The sequence below is a fragment of the Streptomyces sp. NPDC127129 genome (assembly GCF_042671585.1).
In the GTDB taxonomy this organism is placed as follows: Bacteria; Actinomycetota; Actinomycetes; order Streptomycetales; family Streptomycetaceae; genus Streptomyces.
Genome location: NZ_JBHXTV010000002.1, coordinates 22455 through 39133, shown reverse-complemented (window position 1 = coordinate 39133; position 16679 = coordinate 22455). Strand labels below are relative to the sequence as shown.

8 protein-coding genes and 3 pseudogenes are annotated in these 16679 nt (G+C 69.1%); 6 read left to right on the top strand and 5 right to left on the bottom strand.

Annotation, left to right across the window (positions count from 1 at the left end):
- Nucleotides 1–91: 91 nt before the first annotated feature.
- A pseudogene (locus tag ACFVGW_RS03520) lies at nt 92–3550 on the bottom strand (DNA polymerase III subunit alpha).
- Between the two features lie 507 nt (nt 3551–4057).
- On the opposite strand from ACFVGW_RS03520, the gene ACFVGW_RS03515 reads away from it, so the two are divergent.
- The 3 genes from ACFVGW_RS03515 (at nt 4058) to ACFVGW_RS03505 (ending at nt 7395) form a co-directional block, all read left to right on the top strand.
- A complete protein-coding gene (locus tag ACFVGW_RS03515) occupies nt 4058–5245 on the top strand; it encodes a hypothetical protein (protein WP_385850587.1) in 1188 nt (395 codons plus the stop codon).
- Between the two features lie 194 nt (nt 5246–5439).
- Complete coding sequence (locus ACFVGW_RS03510; RefSeq protein WP_385850586.1) at nt 5440–5892, top strand: hypothetical protein; 453 nt, start codon at nt 5440–5442, stop codon at nt 5890–5892.
- Between the two features lie 207 nt (nt 5893–6099).
- A complete protein-coding gene (locus ACFVGW_RS03505) occupies nt 6100–7395 on the top strand; it encodes an SMI1/KNR4 family protein (protein WP_385850585.1) in 1296 nt (431 codons plus the stop codon).
- Nucleotides 7396–7830: 435 nt separating this feature from the next.
- Here the strand turns inward: ACFVGW_RS03505 and ACFVGW_RS03500 are convergent, their stop codons facing one another.
- Nucleotides 7831–8160, bottom strand: a complete 330-nt coding sequence (locus ACFVGW_RS03500; protein ID WP_385850584.1) for a hypothetical protein — start codon at nt 8158–8160, stop codon at nt 7831–7833.
- Nucleotides 8161–8861: 701 nt separating this feature from the next.
- Here ACFVGW_RS03500 and ACFVGW_RS03495 point away from each other — a divergent pair.
- Nucleotides 8862–8945: pseudogene (locus ACFVGW_RS03495) on the top strand (IS5/IS1182 family transposase); the annotation flags it as partial.
- Nucleotides 8946–9751: 806 nt separating this feature from the next.
- Here the strand turns inward: ACFVGW_RS03495 and ACFVGW_RS03490 are convergent.
- Nucleotides 9752–10390, bottom strand: a complete 639-nt coding sequence (locus ACFVGW_RS03490) for a DUF4328 domain-containing protein (protein ID WP_385850583.1) — start codon at nt 10388–10390, stop codon at nt 9752–9754.
- A 465-nt stretch (nt 10391–10855) separates the two neighbouring features.
- On the opposite strand from ACFVGW_RS03490, the pseudogene ACFVGW_RS03485 reads away from it, so the two are divergent.
- Both ACFVGW_RS03485 and ACFVGW_RS03480 read left to right on the top strand, forming a co-directional pair.
- Nucleotides 10856–11101 (top strand): annotated as a pseudogene (locus ACFVGW_RS03485) (PP2C family protein-serine/threonine phosphatase); the annotation flags it as partial.
- Nucleotides 11102–11156: 55 nt separating this feature from the next.
- Nucleotides 11157–11681, top strand: a complete 525-nt coding sequence (locus ACFVGW_RS03480) for a GIY-YIG nuclease family protein (RefSeq protein WP_385850582.1) — start codon at nt 11157–11159, stop codon at nt 11679–11681.
- A 53-nt stretch (nt 11682–11734) separates the two neighbouring features.
- Here the strand turns inward: ACFVGW_RS03480 and ACFVGW_RS03475 are convergent, their stop codons facing one another.
- Both ACFVGW_RS03475 and ACFVGW_RS03470 read right to left on the bottom strand, forming a co-directional pair.
- Nucleotides 11735–12592: a hypothetical protein gene (locus ACFVGW_RS03475; protein ID WP_385850581.1), complete on the bottom strand. Its 858-nt coding sequence runs from the start codon at nt 12590–12592 to the stop codon at nt 11735–11737.
- Between the two features lie 221 nt (nt 12593–12813).
- A complete protein-coding gene (locus ACFVGW_RS03470; RefSeq protein WP_385850580.1) occupies nt 12814–16302 on the bottom strand; it encodes an NB-ARC domain-containing protein in 3489 nt (1162 codons plus the stop codon).
- Nucleotides 16303–16679: the final 377 nt, after the last annotated feature.

Sequence of the window (16679 nt, the reverse complement as noted above, 5' to 3'; positions counted from 1 at the left end):
CCTTCGAGGAGGGCCAGGAGCTGCTCTTAGAGGCCCGCATCGGGTTCGGGCAAGTGGAAGTAGATGCGCATAAGGGTGCGCGGGCTGGTGGTCATCCGGCGCTCCCGGGGCTGGTGTGCCCGAGGCGGGTGAGGTCGGCGGAGCGGGTGTCGGCGGGCTGGAGGTCGGCGTAGGGGTGGAGGCGCGCGCCGGCGGTGCCTTCCTCAGCGTCCGTGCCGGAGCGTCGGACGTTTGGGCGGGGGTGGGGGCGGGTGTGGTGCGGCCGAGGAGGTCGAGGACGGCCTGGCGTCCGTGGTCGCGGCGTGCGGCGGCGAGCTCTTCCAGATCCCAGACCAGTTGCCCGACGACGGTGCGGCGCGGGCCGCGGGCCTCGACGGTGCCCCGTACGAGGAGGAGCCCGTTGTGGAAGATGGTGTGGGCGCAGGCCTCGTGGGAGTCCTCGAAGAACGCGATGTCGACGAGGCCGAAGCCGTCTTCGAGGGTGACGAAGATGACCCGCTTCCCGGACGGGCTCGGCGGAGTCTGGGTGGAGGCGCGTACGCCGGCGACGAGGACGGGCTGCCCGGGGTGCATGGCCTTGAGGTGCTTGGCGTCGACGGCGCCAATCTCGCGGAGGGCCGGTGGTGGTGCTCCATCAGGTGCTGGCTCACGTCGATCTTCAGCACGCCGAGCTCGGCGTCCAGGCGCTCCCGGCTGGTCATCTCCCGCAGCCCGGACGGGCCGGCCGTGACGAGCGCGTCGTCGATCGGGAGCTGACCGGCGCCCGGCCGGGTGCGTGTGTGGCGGTGGAGCTCGGATGCCTGGAGCAGCAGGTCACGCCGCGTCTGCTCGCCTTTGAGCTGGTCGAGGGCGCCGATTTGGATGAGGCGTTCGGCGATCGGCAGTGCCGGGTGGGCGCGCTGCCAGAAGTCCTGCAGGGAGTTGTAGGGCCGGCCGACGGAGATCCGGGCGACCTGGTCCTCGGAGATGCCCTTCACCGACGACAGGGAGAGCCGGACGCCGGAGCCGTTGTCGGTCTCCTCCACTGTGCAGGTGGGGCGGGACTTGTTCACGTCCACGGGCAGCACGGGCACGTTGTGACGGCGGGCGTCGGAGACGATCACGCGCAGCGGCCACATCCCCGGGTCGTGCTCCAGGAGACCTGCGTAGAGCGCGGCGGGATAGTGCGCCTTGAGCCAGGCGGACTGGAGAGCGGGGACGGCGAAGGCGACGGCGTGCGCGCGGCAGAACCCGTATGCCCCGAACGACGAGACGATCTCCCACACCTCGTCCGGGACCTTGAGCGCGTAGCCGCGGGCGCCGGCCTTCGTACGGAACCACGCCTCCAGTTTTGGCAGCCGCTCCTCGTCTCCGAGGGCGCGGCGGGCGACCTCCGCGAGAGCGCGGTCGCAGCCGGTCATGACGGCGAGGATGTCGATGACCTGCTCGTGCCAGATCGTCACGCCGTACGTGTCAGCGAGTACGGGTTCGAGGTCGGGGTGGGGGTAGGAGGGTTCGGCGCCGTGGCGGGCGGCGATGTAGAGCGCGGGCATGCCGCCTTGGACCGGGCCCGGCCGGAAGAGGCTGATGTCGGCGATGACGTCCTGCGGGTCGCGTGGCTGGAGTCGGCCGACCAGGTCCTGCTGGCCGGGGGACTCCAGCTGGAACATCCCGACCGTGTCGGAGTCCTGGATCATCTTGAACGCGAACACGTCGTCAAGCGGAACGTGGTCGGGGTTGTCGAGGTCGATCTGCCGCCCTGTCGTACGGCGGATCTCGCCGACGGCGTGGGCCATGGCGGACTGCATCCGTACGCCCAGGACGTCGAGCTTGAGCAGGCCGAGGTCTTCGACGTCCTTCTTGTCGGCTTGGACCATGGGGTACTGGCCGCCCGGCGTTGGCTGCACCGGAAGCCGGTCCAGCAGCGTCGCGTTGGACAGGATCACGCCGCAGGGGTGCATCGCGATCCCTCGCGGCAGTGCGTCCAGGCTCTCGGCGAGCTCCCACAGCGGGCCGTACGAAGCGGCTTCGGCGTTGAGCTGGCGGAGTTCCGGGAGCTCTTTGAGTGCTCCCCCGATGTCGCAGGTTCTGATGTGGGGGAAGGACTTTGCGACCTTGTCGACGGGGTGCGGGGGAAGGCCGAGGGCGAGCCCGGTGTCGCGCAGCGCGTGGCGGGCGCGGTAGGTCTCCGGCATCCCGGTGACCGCGACCCGCTTCTTGCCGAAGCGCTCGATGATCCGGTCGTAGACCTCCAGGCGGCGGGCGGATTCCACGTCGACGTCGATGTCCGGCAGGGAGGCCCGCCGCTCGGAGAGGAAGCGCTCGAAGAGGAGGTGGTGCTCGAGTGGGTTGACAGTAGCCACGAACAGGGAGTGGTTGACCATGGAGCCGGAGCCGGCGTCGGCTCCGGAGCCGCGGGCGGCGACGCGGATGCCCATGACCCTCGCCCAGGGCGACTGCGAGGATGTACGGCTCGTACTTCAGCCGGCCGATGATGCCGAGCTCGTAGTCGAGCTGGTCCATTGCCGTCTGGTCGAGGTCGAGGCCGCGGGCGACCATCCCGGCCTCACACCGCTGCCGCAGAAGCTGCATCGCCCCGCCCGATGCCGGATCGGCACCGACGACCGTCGGCTCGGGGAAGTGGGGAGTGCCGAGGCCGAGGTCGGCGACAGGGTCGACGACGCACTCCTGCGCCGTTCGTCGGGTCTCGGCGAGCAGCGCGGTCGCGCGACCGCGGTCGGCGCCGGCCGCCGTGCACACCCGGTCCGCGATTTCCGCCATGTCGCCCTGGCCCTTGAGCCAGCGTTCGCCACAGTCCAGCCGCTTCCGGTCGATCGGCCGCAGCAGCCGGGCCGCGTCCAGGACGTCGGCGGTCCGGTGCTGGGCGGGGTCGGCGTAGCGGACCGCGTTCGTGAGCACTGCGTGGATGCCGAGCCGGTCCGCGAGCGCCAGCGTGTGCGCGGCGTGTCGTACGGACCCCGGACCCGTGCCGGGCAGGCCCCAGCAGACGATCTCGAGGCGCAGGTTCCCTCGGGCGGATTCCCGCCACGGTGCCAGCAGTCGCTCGGCGACGTCCGGCCGGCCTTTGGCGAGTGCCTGGAGCGGTTCGGAGGCGGGGCCGAGGAGAACGGTCAGGCCGTCGTCGGCGTATTGCTGCAGGGCGTTCCAGTCGGCGACCGGTGGCCCGCCCGCAGCCCCCACGACGTCGGCGTGAGTGGAGGAAACGATCCGGCACAGTCGCCCCCCAGCCCGCCGCTGACTGGGCGAGCAGCGTGACCCGCAGAGGCGCCTCGACTACGTGCGCGCCACCACGCACCGGGGTCCTGACTCGGGCGCGCTCGGGCGTGGGGGAGTAGGGGGCGACGGCGAGGTCGACGCCGAATACGGGCCGGATGCCGGCGTCCGTTGCGGCCTTCGTGAAGCGGACGATGCCGGTGACGGTGTCCCGGTCGGTCAGCGCGAGGGTGTCGATGCCGCGCTCTGCGGCCCGGGCGACCAGGTCGCGTGGGTGGGAGGCGCCGTAGCGGGCCGAGTAGCCGCTCGCGACGTGCAGATGCACACCTCCGCCCATCACACGCCTCCGCTCGAAACCCCCTAAACCTGCACTAATCAACTGGCTAGATCTCTAACGTACCGAACAAAGATTCGAACACGCCAGTGCGGCACCGCTACGTCGACTACCGGAGATGCCCCTGTGCCTGAGCGTTCTACTCGGCCCCTGAGCGCTCTAGTTGGCCCCGTGGAGCGGCGTAGGTGGCCCACAGGGTAGCGGGAGCGGCCAGATTCGAGGCAGTTTCCGCAGTACTGCGAACGGAAGGGCTGGCCTCCGAGCTCCTGGAACTGGTCTCAGATGAGCCGCGGCGGCTGAAGCGGATGTCCGCGCAGCATTCCGAGCGAGGGCTCGCCGGACTGGCCGACGGTCAGCCACCCCCGGCTCTGAGGATCGAAGTTGGCCTCGAAGCATTCCAGTTGGCCGACGGTACTGCAGAGGGCCCGACCGCAGCGCACAGAGGCATGCGGCAAGATGCGGCGCATGACCCTCTTATCGCGTTTCACCCTGCCGGGCCAGGTCCGAGCTGTGGCCGTGGCGGATCCCTCCGGACCGCTGACCGTGACCGGCTACGGCGTGAATCCCCTGGAGACCGTCATCACGAAGGTCGACCTCTCGGGCGAGGTGGCGTGGCAGCGGACCTACCCCGGCACGGGCCAGCCGCAGTCCCGTATGACTATGGACGGGACGTTGTGGGTCGCCTACCCGGATCTTGGCGGCCGGCTCCTGGAGGGTGTCCTGCCGGACGGGTCCACTGGGCCCACTACCCGCCCGGAGTGCGGGGCCGATGAGGAGATCGGGACGTTCGTCCTCCTCGACGACGGGTTCGTCATTTCCTGGGTGAGTGCCTCCCGCCTGGTCCGTAAAGAACGAAGCCGGCCCACGTCAGTACCGGAGCCTCGCGTGGCCCGGTACACGCGCGATGGCGAGTGCCTCTGGTCCACGCCGATCGCGCTCGGTGCGGTGTCGTTCCCGGGTGTGGTGGAGATGGGAGTCCGCACCGGATGGGAGATCCGGCCGCGTAGACCTTGGGTCCCGGAGGAGGTCGGCGTAGATCACTGGGAGCCCCTGCTCGTCTCGGCAGACCGGATCGCAGCCAGCTTCACCGACACACGGGGCGGCATCGGGCGGACGTTCTTCCTCGACCTGGAGAGCGGCGAGACCATCTCGGCCACCTCTCCCGCCCCCACCGGCCGAAAGGCGATAGCGGGGCCTGGCCAGTTCCTAATCGGGTCCCAGGGCTACGGCGCGTTCACGACCGGACGCTTCGGCCGCGACGGCGCCGAAAGCGCGCGCTGGGCCAGCCACGGGGCCATGCTCGTCGACAAGAACGGCAGCATCAGCGGCCCCAAGCTCGAAAATAACCTGCCTTCGAGATCACGATTCCGGCGGCTCGCATCGGACAACACCCTCGTGGACGGGCCGGCGCTGACGGGTTACTACACGTCCTACCCCGCGATGGACTGCGAAGGAATCATGGTGTTCTGGCGCGACGGCAAGCTACTTGCCGTGGACGCGGACCTCGCCGGGCGTGAACTATTCGCCATGGACGACAGCCGAGCCCTGATCGGTCGCGCTCTGCTGCTGAGTGGAGGCAGCGTTGTCGTCTCGCTGGACAATGAGGTCCTGGTTTTCCGTACACCGCTGGGCCCCCTGGCCGAGGGTCCCTGGCCGTGCGGGGGAGGGAACCTCCGGGGCAATCCTCTGCTGAGCTGAAACCGCTGAGGTTGCGCCGGCGGAGCCTGAGGCCGAGCGCGTAGTTGCTGTGGGCTCTGTAGTCGGCCGGAACCGCGCAGGAAGCGTCCCTATGATGTCTGCGGACCGGCTAGCCCAGGGTCTCGACCGGTCCGCGTACGCACGCGCGCGAAAAGGAGATGCTGGCTCCTGACCTGCGCAGGCAGGATCTCTCCATGTCGACCGACGTTAACGGAATGATCGAATGCAGGCCGGGGGCCCGCCTATGGGGACCCGACGACGAGGACTCCGTGTGGGAGGTCGGCATCGATCTCTTCCTCCTCAACAGGGGCAACGCCTACGACGGCCTGGCCTGCCTCTTCGGAATCCGAAACTCCTACGGCTTCCGGCCCCTGGCAGAAGATCGTGGCTTCCCGGACGATGCCTCGGATGGACTGCGCAGTGTGTTCGCCGGCTACGGCGGCCCCCGCGATGTGCACGGAACCACCTGGCTGACCTGGGCCGAGTTGGAGACCACGGACTGGCAGGAAACCAACGTCTCAGGCACACGAACCCGCGCCTCAGCCGCAGGGATTGACACCGACTGGGGCCGGGTCTGGAGCGTCATGAGCATCCTCAGCGAAGTCCACGGAGCCGAGAACGTACGCCTCGTCGTCTGGTTCCACTGATCCATGGCTCAGCGCGCTGTACTTGGCCTTGATGCGCGTTCTAGTTGGCGCGGAGGGTAGTGGTCGCCTCTCACCTGGGGCGTTTGCTAGCAGCGGCCCGGTGCCTCGCCTGTCATTGGCTCCGCATACGGTCTGCGCATGCATGATCAGAGACCCCCCTTGTCATCGGTATCCGACTTCGCGACCTGGGAACCCGTGCTCCGCCTCATGCTGGCCGATGACACGGATCGGCGTGCCGCCCGGCCAGCACGGGTCGCAGGGCGTATCAGCCAGCACGGCACGAGCCTGGCGTACCGGGGATCCATGTCACCGGCAGCGCGGACCGCGGTGGAGGACATTCAGCGGGCGCTCGTGCGCGGCGGAGTCCAGGAGATCGCGTTCAGCGCGGAGGCCCAGCCGGATGGTCGGACTACGCTCGGCCTGGTCTGGCCGAGCCCGGTCGTGGAACCGGCTCTCGGCTACCCGGACCTGGGGGTGCTCGTCCTCGCCGACGACTTCCTTGCCGCCTCCTGGCTTCGCCACCCCGATCCGGTGCCCGGAGCGGCGCCGGCGCCATCGGCGGATCCGGAGCTGCTGGAGCGGACGCTGCGCGAGCGGTTGCCCGGCGCCGTCGGAGCGACGGAGGAGGAGATCGCCGCAGCGGAAGCGCGCCTTGGTGTCACGCTGTCCGATGAGATCAAGGTGCTGTACCGGGTGACCCGGGTGTATGGCAACGACGACGAGTTCGATCTGGACGAGGCGGACCGGGTAGGCGAAGCGGTCGGCTGCGAGCTCGCCAGCCTGGAGCACCTGCACACCATCGACGCGGCAGTGCGTCACCCCGGCTGGGACCATGGCGCGACGCACGCGGTCAGCACCGGGCCCGACGCCGCGGTGCAGGGCCTGGCCGGCTCTCCCGGCTGGATCGGCTTCGGGACCAACGGCGGCGACGAATTCGCCGTCGACCTGACCCCCGGCCCCGCCGGCTACTTCGGGCAGATCATCCGGGTCGACCACGAGCAGAGCCTCGGTGCCGACCTGGTAGCCGACTCACTCACCGATTTCGTCCTGGGCCGGATGCGTGAAGAAGTCCGTGGCCGCCGCGGAGACAAGCTTCCCGCCGAAGCCAAAGTCGGCACCGGCTGCCTTGAGACCATCCAAGCTGCCGCCCATCCCGCCCTGGAAGTCCTGTCCATCGGAGCCTGGGACGGCACACCCTTCAGCCTTGCGCCTGTCATCGGACTGCCCCGACTGCGCACTCTGACCGCCATGCCCGGCACACTGGCCGACCCCCTGGAGATCGCTGAGCTGACGGCACTGGAGTTCCTGGAAATCGGCGCGCCGGAATGGCGCGTCCTCCTGGACGTCGGAGCCGTCCCGCGCACCCTGAAGGCGGCAGCCATCAAGGTGCGGGATCAGGACCACCTGCCCGTTGCAGCCCTCGCGAACGAGATCTTGGCCCTTTGGGACCTACCCAAGATCACACAAACACTTCTCGCGGGAGACCTCGGCCCTCAGATCTAGCCAGTGGGACCGCACGCCCCCCCCGAGAGCTGAGTGCTGTAGATGGCCAGAGGGGCCATCTACAGCACTCGGTCACACCTCTGAGGCTGCGCGCTTCAGTTGGCACCTGTGCAGTTGAGTGGGCACCTTGAGCATCGGGCAGTCCGGGCTGAGCTGATCGAGTTTGCTGTCCAGCGTGTCGGACGGCTGCGCGGCGGGGGCAGACGGATCGGGGACTCAAGGCGTAGGGAGTTCTGACCGGCACCCTCTGCTGACTGATCGGGGTGTGGCGCCTTCAGGGCCCGTTCGCCCGGCGTGGCGGCACGGGCCCTGGGCGGGTGAGCGGGAGTGGACCGGCATGCCTCGTGCGCAGGCAGCTCCAGAATCCGGCTGGTGAGCAGTGAGGTCTCCGGCAGTGGGGACCTTGGCTGGCGTGTCGCGGGCGCCCCGACGCGGTCACAAGTACCAATCGGCCTCCGTCGGCCGCACCCGATGGGGCACCTCCCGGGCAGGCATAGGCATGTGTTCGCCACCCGCGAGCAGGGTGCTCGCCGGATCGCCGCCGAGAGCGCCTGGGAGCGTCACCTCGACCTCGATGCCGCGAGGCGGGTCGGTGGGCAGGATCGTGGTCATCACCGTGGTCTGGGCGCGGTGGCCATGGGCGCTGGCGGCGGCGACCTGCTTCCCGTCCACGAGGAGCTCCATCTCCCGAGTCCCGCCCATCCGCAGGTCCACGGTGACCGAGCAGCCGGCGTGCTCGCAATGAAAGTGATACTCGCGGCCCATGATCGCCTCCCTGAAGCGCCTGGCAACAAGGCCCCTTCCCTCCATCGTGGCACCGGGGTGGCTCAGCCAGCCGTGGATCTCGCTGCCGCGGTTGGCTACGTGCTCGCCTCGGTGCGTTCCTCGGCTGCCTCCGGCTGGTCGGCAGGAGCGCCTCCTGGCTCGCAGCAGCAGTCGCGGCCGGGCAGGCTCGGGGCGGTAGCAGCACTGGGCGCGGCGCAACGAGGCCTCCTCCTGGTCCTGCGGCGGGACTGAGCCGACACAAGGGACCGCGACAGTCATTTCGGACGCTTGCCTGAGCGTCGCTCTGGGCGAACGGTGCCAACTCGCGTGTGCAGTCGCACGTGGCCCGGGCTGGGCCGCGATGTGCATGCTTCGCGCGGGCGTGGCGCCGCCCCGAGTTGTTCGAACAGGCGTATCATTCTCGGCGTGGCTGAAGCCTTTCCGGCTGATCTGATCGACGCCCAGAAGCGTCTCCACCAGGCGCGCGCCGAGTATGCGGTGCTGTGCCAGTCCCTGCGCTGACCGGCGGAAACCGCAACGATGTGACGCAGCTGATGCCTCTGCTTGCGAAGGCCCCCTCCGTTGCCGGCGTGGTCGGGCGGCCACGGCGCCGACACGAGTGTGTGCAGGTACCAACTAAGGTCGGTGAAATCGACCGAGTCAGGTGGACACCGCGCGACATCGGCCACTGAAGCCGTCTGCTTGATCACGGCTCCGGCCTGGGAGTTCACCGCTGGGTCGTCGAACGCACCATCGCCTGGCTGCACGGCTTCCGGCGTCTACGCGTCCCCTGGGGCCCCGGTTCCTCGGCTTCGGCCACACCGGCGCCGACACCGCCGCGCTCGCCGGCGGTCTGCTCGCCCTGTTCGCCCAGTAGAACCTGATCAACCAGTCTTTCGCCGCCCCCTCCGCGACGTTCACCGAGGTCGCGGTCATCCGCTGGCTGCGCGACCTGATCGGCTACACCAACCCGGCCGTGGGCGAGGTGAAGACGGTGTGGGACGTCGGCGGCGTCACCACCTACGGCGGGACCGGCTCCAACACCACCGCGATGATGCTCGCCCGCGAGAAGATCGCCCCCGGCACCATGCGCCAGGGCGTCACCGACGCCACCCGCATGCACATCGTCGTCCCGGCCGGCGTCGGCCACTACAGCGTGAAGAGCGCCCTGGAGTGGATCGGGTGCGGAGGCCGCATCATCGAGGTCCCCACGACCGGCTACCGCTACGACCTCACGCACTGGAACGGACCCTGGGTGAGCGGCAGGGCGAGATCATGTCCGTGGTCGCCTACACCGGCGACAGCCGCACCCACACGGTGGAGAATCTCCGCGCGGTCCACGGCGCGGCCAGGGCTACACCCTGCGCGTCAACGCCGTCCCCGCCGTGCACCGCCAGCTCCTCGCCCGCTGCCTTCCGCTCGACGGGGCCCAGGACGTCCCCGCGGTCCCGGTCCAGCGCAAGGCCCGTCGCGAGTACGAGAACCGGGTCAGCACACTCGTGCCAACCGGACCATGATCGTTCTCACCGATAACCGCGGTAGTGATGTTCCCCGAGGCCGTCTTACTGCGCCACCTGGCGTGATTTCCTCACTACGCGGCCGGAATCATGCCGGTGGCCTTGCTGTGCTGCATTGCGGTCAGTCGTCGGACGAAGAAGATGGCGAGGACGGCGGCGGTGATGTCCAGGCCGTAGCCCAGGAGGGACCACCAGGTCGCGGTGGTGTACGCCTCGACGGTCTCCGCCCGCTTGGACAGCTGCGCGGCAATCCGGTCCACCACGATGGCCGCGACCCAGCAGGTCCACCAACTGTTGAGCAGCACCATCTCCTTGGCGCCGTCGGCGGCGTACGGCTGCCGGCGGCTGGCCCGCCAGATGTCGGCGGCGATCCCCCGGGGAATCCAGAGGTTGCCGATCGGGATGAACCAGCCGCCGATGGCCCAGCCCTTGCCGCGGCTCTGCAGATCGCCGGCCCACACCTCGGCGTTCATCCGCAGCCGGTGGAACCAGATGATGAAGACGATCCCCGTGGCCACGTACAGCGTGAACGCCATGCTGTACGCCACGTTCAGGTCGAGCTGTCCGAACCTGGCTGGATCGGAGAAGTCCATGGCGTCGGCCGACAGACTGCGGCCGTCGATCACGCCGAGCAACAGGTCGAAGGCGATGTTGCCGGCGAGCAGGGCTATGACGGCGTACGACAAGCCGTTCGGATTGCGGAGCTTGAGCATGGTCGAGCGAACCCCCCACGGGTGATCGGCTCCCCTCCCCGAGGAGCCGGCGCGGCCGCGCGGCCGTCGCGAATGGGACCGTACGCGAACGGAACCGTCCCGTCCATGGGGAAACCCCTGGTCAGCCGCCCGTCAGCCGCGTACCTTCACCGCGAGCGTCCGGAACTGGTCCCAACTCGCCGTCGACGTCGGGGCGTCCCACAGCTTCTGCACCGTCGCCGGATCTGACCTGCAGTTACGGCCCCGCGATGGGGCCGCGACGGGCGGTGGGTTGCACGCGACGACATCGCGGGCGGAGTGTCATCCATCGCGGCAAGCACTGGGGGTCAAACGGCAGCAGCAGCCTTGGGTCGGCGGCCCCAGCCCTGGCCCCGGTCGATCGCGGCGAGCAGCACCGGCTCCCAGCCAGCGGCCGTGAGAGAAGCGTCGTCGGCCAGTCCAACCCGGCTACGGCGCCGGCGGGCGACCAGGGTGCGGACGCTGGCCGGGCTCGATCTGCCGCCGGACGAAGTCCTTAGGCGGCTCGACCAGGAGGCACAGCTGCTGGGGCATGACCAGATGGCGACCTGCATGTACGCGGTCTACGACCCGGTTGCGCACCGGATCAGTGTGGCCAACGCAGGCCATCTGCCGCCGGTACTTCTCCACCTAGGTGGCCCCGCAGAGGTGCTGCAGGTGCCGCCAGGCGCGCCGATCGGCGTGGGCCCAGTCGTTACCGACCTTCGCCAGTGAAGCCGTTCGCGAGGAGACCGAGGTCACCTCCCGGATGGCGACAGACGCCGAGCTGGAGGCCTTCGGGTACAAGGGCCCCATCGTCGTCATGCAGATCGTGCGAACTGCGTTCCGGGCTGACGGCACACCCATCGGTAAGTCCCTGACGGTTCAGGGCGGAAGTACCGCGCTTCACTTCCACCAGGACGCCGGGGACGTCGAGGACGACAATGTGCTGCCGCCGACCGTCGATCTGACGGCCCCCAAGGTGCCAGCGCCCCGGAGTTGGCGGACGTACCTCGTCGGCATGGAGGGCGCCGTGTTGACGAAGATCGGACATACGACCGACACCCTCAAGGGTCGGGTGGCTCAACTTCAGACGGGCCAGCCGGCCAGCCTGCGGCCGCTACTGGAAGTAGACGGGGACTACGAGGCGGAACTGCACGACCGGTTCGTGGACTACCGGCGGCGAGGCGAGTGGTTCGACCTGACCCCGCTCGGTGATCCGGTCACGGTCGTGGTGGAAGCCCTGAGGGAGCTGGGGGTAGACGTCCAGCCTGATCTCCAGGGTGCGGGATAGTTCCACCGTTCGCGGCGGGGTGAGGTTCCCGGACGGGCACCACCCTGTCGGCGTCAGAACGGTGGACCGCTGGCGTACGCCTCGATCTGGTCGGGCGTGCCGTACTGCCGTGCGAGCTGGGCGCGGAGAAGTGCGGTCTCAGCCGCGTCGTCGTCGACGAGGGGCGCAGGATCGGCGGGCAGGTGTACTTCAACGACGTGCTCCTCCCAGGCCGCGAGTACGGCCGTGGCGGCCTCCTGGGCGGCAGCCGCGTCCGCACGGCACTCGGCGCAGTACGGGTCGCCCTCCCGGGCCACGATCGGCTTCCGGCACGCCGGCTCGGCGCACTCTCTGTACGACGGTTCCGAGGCGGCGGCACGCTGGGCCGGCAGCGGCGCTGGCGGCGCCGGGGGGTGCTTCTGCCGTTTCCGGGCCTGCGCCGCCTTCCTGTCGGCCGCACGGACCTCACACAGGCGGCACTCCTCGAGCGTCTCGATGTCCCGGCCGTTGTCGCACCGGGTGTCAGGGCAGGCGTACCGGTCGCCTCGGCACAGCGGCCTCACCATGCCGACCGCGGCGCCCACCGGGTTCTCGAGCGTCCCGGTGTGGAACTTGTCGGCGTAGCCGTGGTGCAGCCACCGGTAGAGAATCCGCTTGCCGGTCTGCTCCGGTGTCCAGTCGTCCGTGGCCATCGCGGACAAGATCGCATCCGAGATGGTGGGGAGGTCGGGCAGGTAGTTGCCGAACTCTGGCGGGTAGTAGGAGCGGACCCGGCGCACGATGTCCAGCTGCGCCTTCGTGTGCCTCGCCTTCCGGCCCGCGGCCGGGGTCTTCGAAGTGGTGGGGGAGGGGTTCGTCTTGCCGGACGCGGCGGAGCCGCCTTCGACCTCACGCCTCCCTACTACCTGAGGTTGGAGGGCTACGCCGTCCACGGGACTACGCCCCACAGGGGCATCGGGGTCTGGAAAGAAAGGCTCTGGACTACCGGCTCTAGATAGGGCGTCACTCATGACGCCACCGGTCACGTCACCGGTGACGTGACCCCCCTCCTCTTCGACGCCTTCAGTGGTGGCGCTCGGATGACGCCGAGATGCCGCGAAGGGACGATCGTCGGGGAAGCTGCCCGGGCCGAAGCGGCTCCTCGATTCAGTGATCAGACTCGCTCCGTTCCGGGACTGAAACGGAAGAGGTATAGCCCGCCCTGGCCTCCGGCTGCGATGGCGGAACCGTCCGGAGACCAAACGCAGCCGAAGATCCTGTTCTCGGCACGTATCGATGTCGCGGTCCCGCGGGAGGCAGCGTGCCAGATACGCACTGTGTTGTCGTCGGAGGCGGTGGCGAGCAAGATGCCGTCGGGGGCGATCGCAACGGAGCTGACTCGGTCTGTGTGTCCGGTGAGTTGGCCGGTTTGGGTGCCTGTGGTGTGGTCCCAGAGCCGGACCGTGCCGTCTCGGCTGGCGGTGGCGAGCCAGGTGCCGTCGGGGGAGATGGCCACGGAGAAGACCACGTCGGTGTGTCCGGTGAGTTCGGTGGTCTGGATTCCGGTGGTGCGGTCCCAGAGCCGGACCGTGCCGTCTCGGCTGGCGGTGGCGAGCCAGGTGCCGTCGGGGGAGATTGCCACGGAGAAGACCACGTCGGTGTGTCCGGTGAGTTCGGCGGTCTGGATTCCGGTGGTGCGGTCCCAGAGCCGGACCGTGCCGTCGTCGCCTGCGGTGGCGAGCCAGGTGCCGTCGGGAGAGATGGCTACCCCCCTGACTCCGTCGGTGTGTCCGGTGAGTTCGGCGGTCTGGGTGGCGGTGGTGTGGTCCCATAGCCGGACCGTGCCGTCGTCGGAGGCGGTGGCGAGCCAGCTGCCGTCGGGGGAGATCGCCACGGAGAAGACCACGTCGGTGTGTCCGGTGAGTTCGGCGGTCTGGATTCCGGTGGCGCGATCCCATAGCCGGACCGTGCCGTCTCGGCCTGCAGTGGCAAGCCAGGTGCCGTCAGGAGCGAATGCCAGCGCGAAAACAGTACGGGTTGCGGGAGTGACGTGGGTGGCGGTGGCTTGGTCCCATAGCCGGACAGTGCGGTCGAGGCTTGCAGTGGCGAGCCAGGTGTTGTCGGGGGAAACGGCCACCCCCCTGACCCAGTCGGTGTGAGCGGTGAGTTCGGCGGTCTGGATTCCGGTGGCGCGATCCCATAGCCGGACCGAGCCGTCAGCTCCGGCAGTGGCGAGCCAGGTGCCATCAGAGGAAACTGCCACCGAAAAAATCAGATCAGTATGTCCGGTGAGTTCGGTGGTCTGGGTGCCGGTGGCACGGTCCCAGAGCCGGACTGTTCGATCGTGGCTGGCGGTGGCGAGCCAGGTGCCGTCGGGGGAGATCGCTACCCCCTTGACCCAGTCGGTGTGTCCGGTGAGTTCGGTGGTCTGGGTGCCGGTGGCACGGTCCCACAGCCGGACTGTTCGATCGTGGCTGGCAGTAGCGAGCCAGGTGCCGTCGGGGGAGATTGCCACCCCCCTGATCCAGTCGGTGTGTCCGGTGAGTTCGGCGGTCTGGGTGCCGGTGTCACGGTCCCACAGCCGGACCGTCTTATCGGCTGAGGCGCTGGCGAGCCAGGTTCCGTCGGGGGAGATCGCCACGGAGAAGACCACGTCGGTGTGTCCGGTGAGTTCGGTGGTCTGGGTGCCGGTGGTGCGGTCCCATAGCCGGACCGTGCCGTCGCGGCTGGCGGTGGCGAGCCAGGTGCCGTCGGGGGAGATTGCCACCCCCCTGATCCAGTCGGTGTGTCCGGTGAGTTCGGCGGTCTGGGTGCCGGTGGCGCGGTCCCATAGCCGGACCGTGTTGTCGTCGGAGGCGGTGGCGAGCCAGCTGCCGTCAGGTGCAAAGGCCACGGCGAGCCCAACGCTGGGGATATTAAGGGCGTGTTGGAGTGCAGGGTGGGGGAGGTCCGGCAGGGGCCAGTCGTTGCTTAGGTGAGCATGGGTGATCTGTCGGGTTCGGGCTGTGACCTGGTCCTGCCAGCGGGGCAGGTCGTGGAGGCGGCTGTAAAGAACTGCCCAGAGGGCGTGAGCAGGGGTGATGCGCTGGAGCAGGTGAGCAGCCTGGGTCAGATCGCGGGCACGGGCAACGGCATCAGGGGTGCGGATTCGAAGCAGGTCCGCGATGGGAGCGCTGGGCCCCCGTTGGTCCAAGCGTCGTTCGATCCATCGTAGATCTGAAGCCAGAGCCCCGGCAGTTGCCATGCGGTTGGCGGCGAGGAGGTGCTCGACCCCGTGGTCCTGAAGGTAGCCGTATCCAGTCTCCCACCAGGCGTGCCGGGGGTCAGGGGCGCCGGCGGCGAGCGGGGCGGCGGTCGGCAGGTGGGCGGTGACCGCATCGACGAGGTGGCCGTTTGCTGTGGTCAGCCCCTGGGCGCCGAGGGCCCCACGCAGATAGTCGCGGTGGACGTCGTGGAGAGTGATTCGGCCGCCGTCGGCGGGGTCAAGGGTGATCAGTGCCAGGTCGGCCAAGGCCCCCACCAAGGCGCGGCCTTCGTCGGGCTCCAGGCCGATGCTGGTCTCCCAGAGCAGGCACACTAGGCCAACAGGGACGCTCTCGTCCTCGACGAAGATCCCGAGTTCCCGGTAGCGCTCGCGCCCACCGGCTGGCAGCAGGTCGACGGCGGCCTCGATCGTGGCCTCCACCGCTCGCTCCCGCTGTGCGGAGAGCGCGGCGTCCATCCCCGCCTCATCAGCCACCACCGGACCCTGGACGCGTAGACGCCGTATCGCCCCCCGGACTGACTGCTCGACCGGCAGCCCGGTCGCGACCTGCGCCGCGACCAGTCGGTTCACCAGCCGCAGAAGCAGCGGCCAGCGCCCCGTTGCCGCCAGCAACTCCTCCACCGCTTCGGCGGGCAGACCATGCTGGTCCAGATCCTGCAGGAGGACACGGCGTGACTCCTCCTGCGTCATCCGGTCGACGCCAATCAGCCGCGCACCCGCGTTCTGCACCAACGCAGCCCGTCGAGTGGTCACCAGCCGCATGCACTGCGGGGCCCCTTGCAGGAACGGCGCCAGTTGCCCGTCCTCCCACACGTCGTCCAGCACCAGTAGGATGCGCGGACGCTGCTCTAAGAGTCGGCCAAGATGTGCACCCGCCAGGTCTGGGTCGGTGAAGCTCTGGTCGTCCCCGGTGATCAGACGGGTGACCTCACCTACCTTCGCCGCGATGTCTGCCGCGCTGCGTACGTCCCGGCCGATCGTCACCAGATAGATCCGGTCTCGGAAGTGCCTGCGCACCCGTCGGTCCGCGCAGACCATACGGGCCAATCTCGTCTTGCCGAACCCGCCGGCGCCTCGGAGGGAAGTTGTAAGCCCGACCGCCGTGCTGCCGCGCGCAAGGATCGCGTCCACGGCCTCGCGCAGTTCCCCGCGGCGCACCAGCCAGAGGTCCACCATGGGCGCCGGCGGCGGTGGCGGATCTCCGTCCACCGCTGCGGGCCGTTCCAGACGCCGCGCTAGCAGCCCCACCGCTACACCGAGCAGGGTGAGCGCCGCGACCGACCACCAGGCGTGCTCGCGAAGTCTGTCCAGGGCTCCTGGCCATCGTGCGACCTCCGTCGCCGCGTTGATCGCCAGCGCCAGCAACGATCCGTCTAGAACCACGACCACCGCCAGCACGCTCAGTAACCCGTTGCGCGTACGGCCCACAGCTATCCCCCCCACAAGCGATTCCCCCGGAGCGTAATGGCCCACCAGGTCGCGCCGGGACTAGAGCCGTGATCAAGACGGCACCGCGTGTGGCCACCCGCACGGCGGCACCACCCCTTGAAAGGGGTTTCGGGCCCACCTACACAGCAGGTTCGGTGTGCGAGGTGTCCGGCGTCCGTTCGCCGTAGTTATACGAGAACAGGGCCTCCTGGCCCCGGCCGTGTGAGGAGGGGCCGCTCGCGATCTGGCCATGCCTATGACGGCATGGTCGACAACACGCTGCGTGTGCTAGCGATGAAGCCGATCCAGCGGGGGTGCTGACCCGAAGGAACCGGGACTTCCGTACA

Bases quoted from the DNA above. Each gene is read 5' to 3' on its own strand.
- ACFVGW_RS03510 (WP_385850586.1), top strand. From the start codon at position 5,440: ATGTCGACCGACGTTAACGGAATGATCGAATGCAGGCCGGGGGCCCGC.
- ACFVGW_RS03505 (WP_385850585.1), top strand. From the start codon at position 6,100: ATGCTGGCCGATGACACGGATCGGCGTGCCGCCCGGCCAGCACGGGTC.
- ACFVGW_RS03500 (WP_385850584.1), bottom strand. From the start codon at position 8,160: ATGGGCCGCGAGTATCACTTTCATTGCGAGCACGCCGGCTGCTCGGTC.
- ACFVGW_RS03490 (WP_385850583.1), bottom strand. From the start codon at position 10,390: ATGCTCAAGCTCCGCAATCCGAACGGCTTGTCGTACGCCGTCATAGCC.
- ACFVGW_RS03480 (WP_385850582.1), top strand. From the start codon at position 11,157: ATGGCGACAGACGCCGAGCTGGAGGCCTTCGGGTACAAGGGCCCCATC.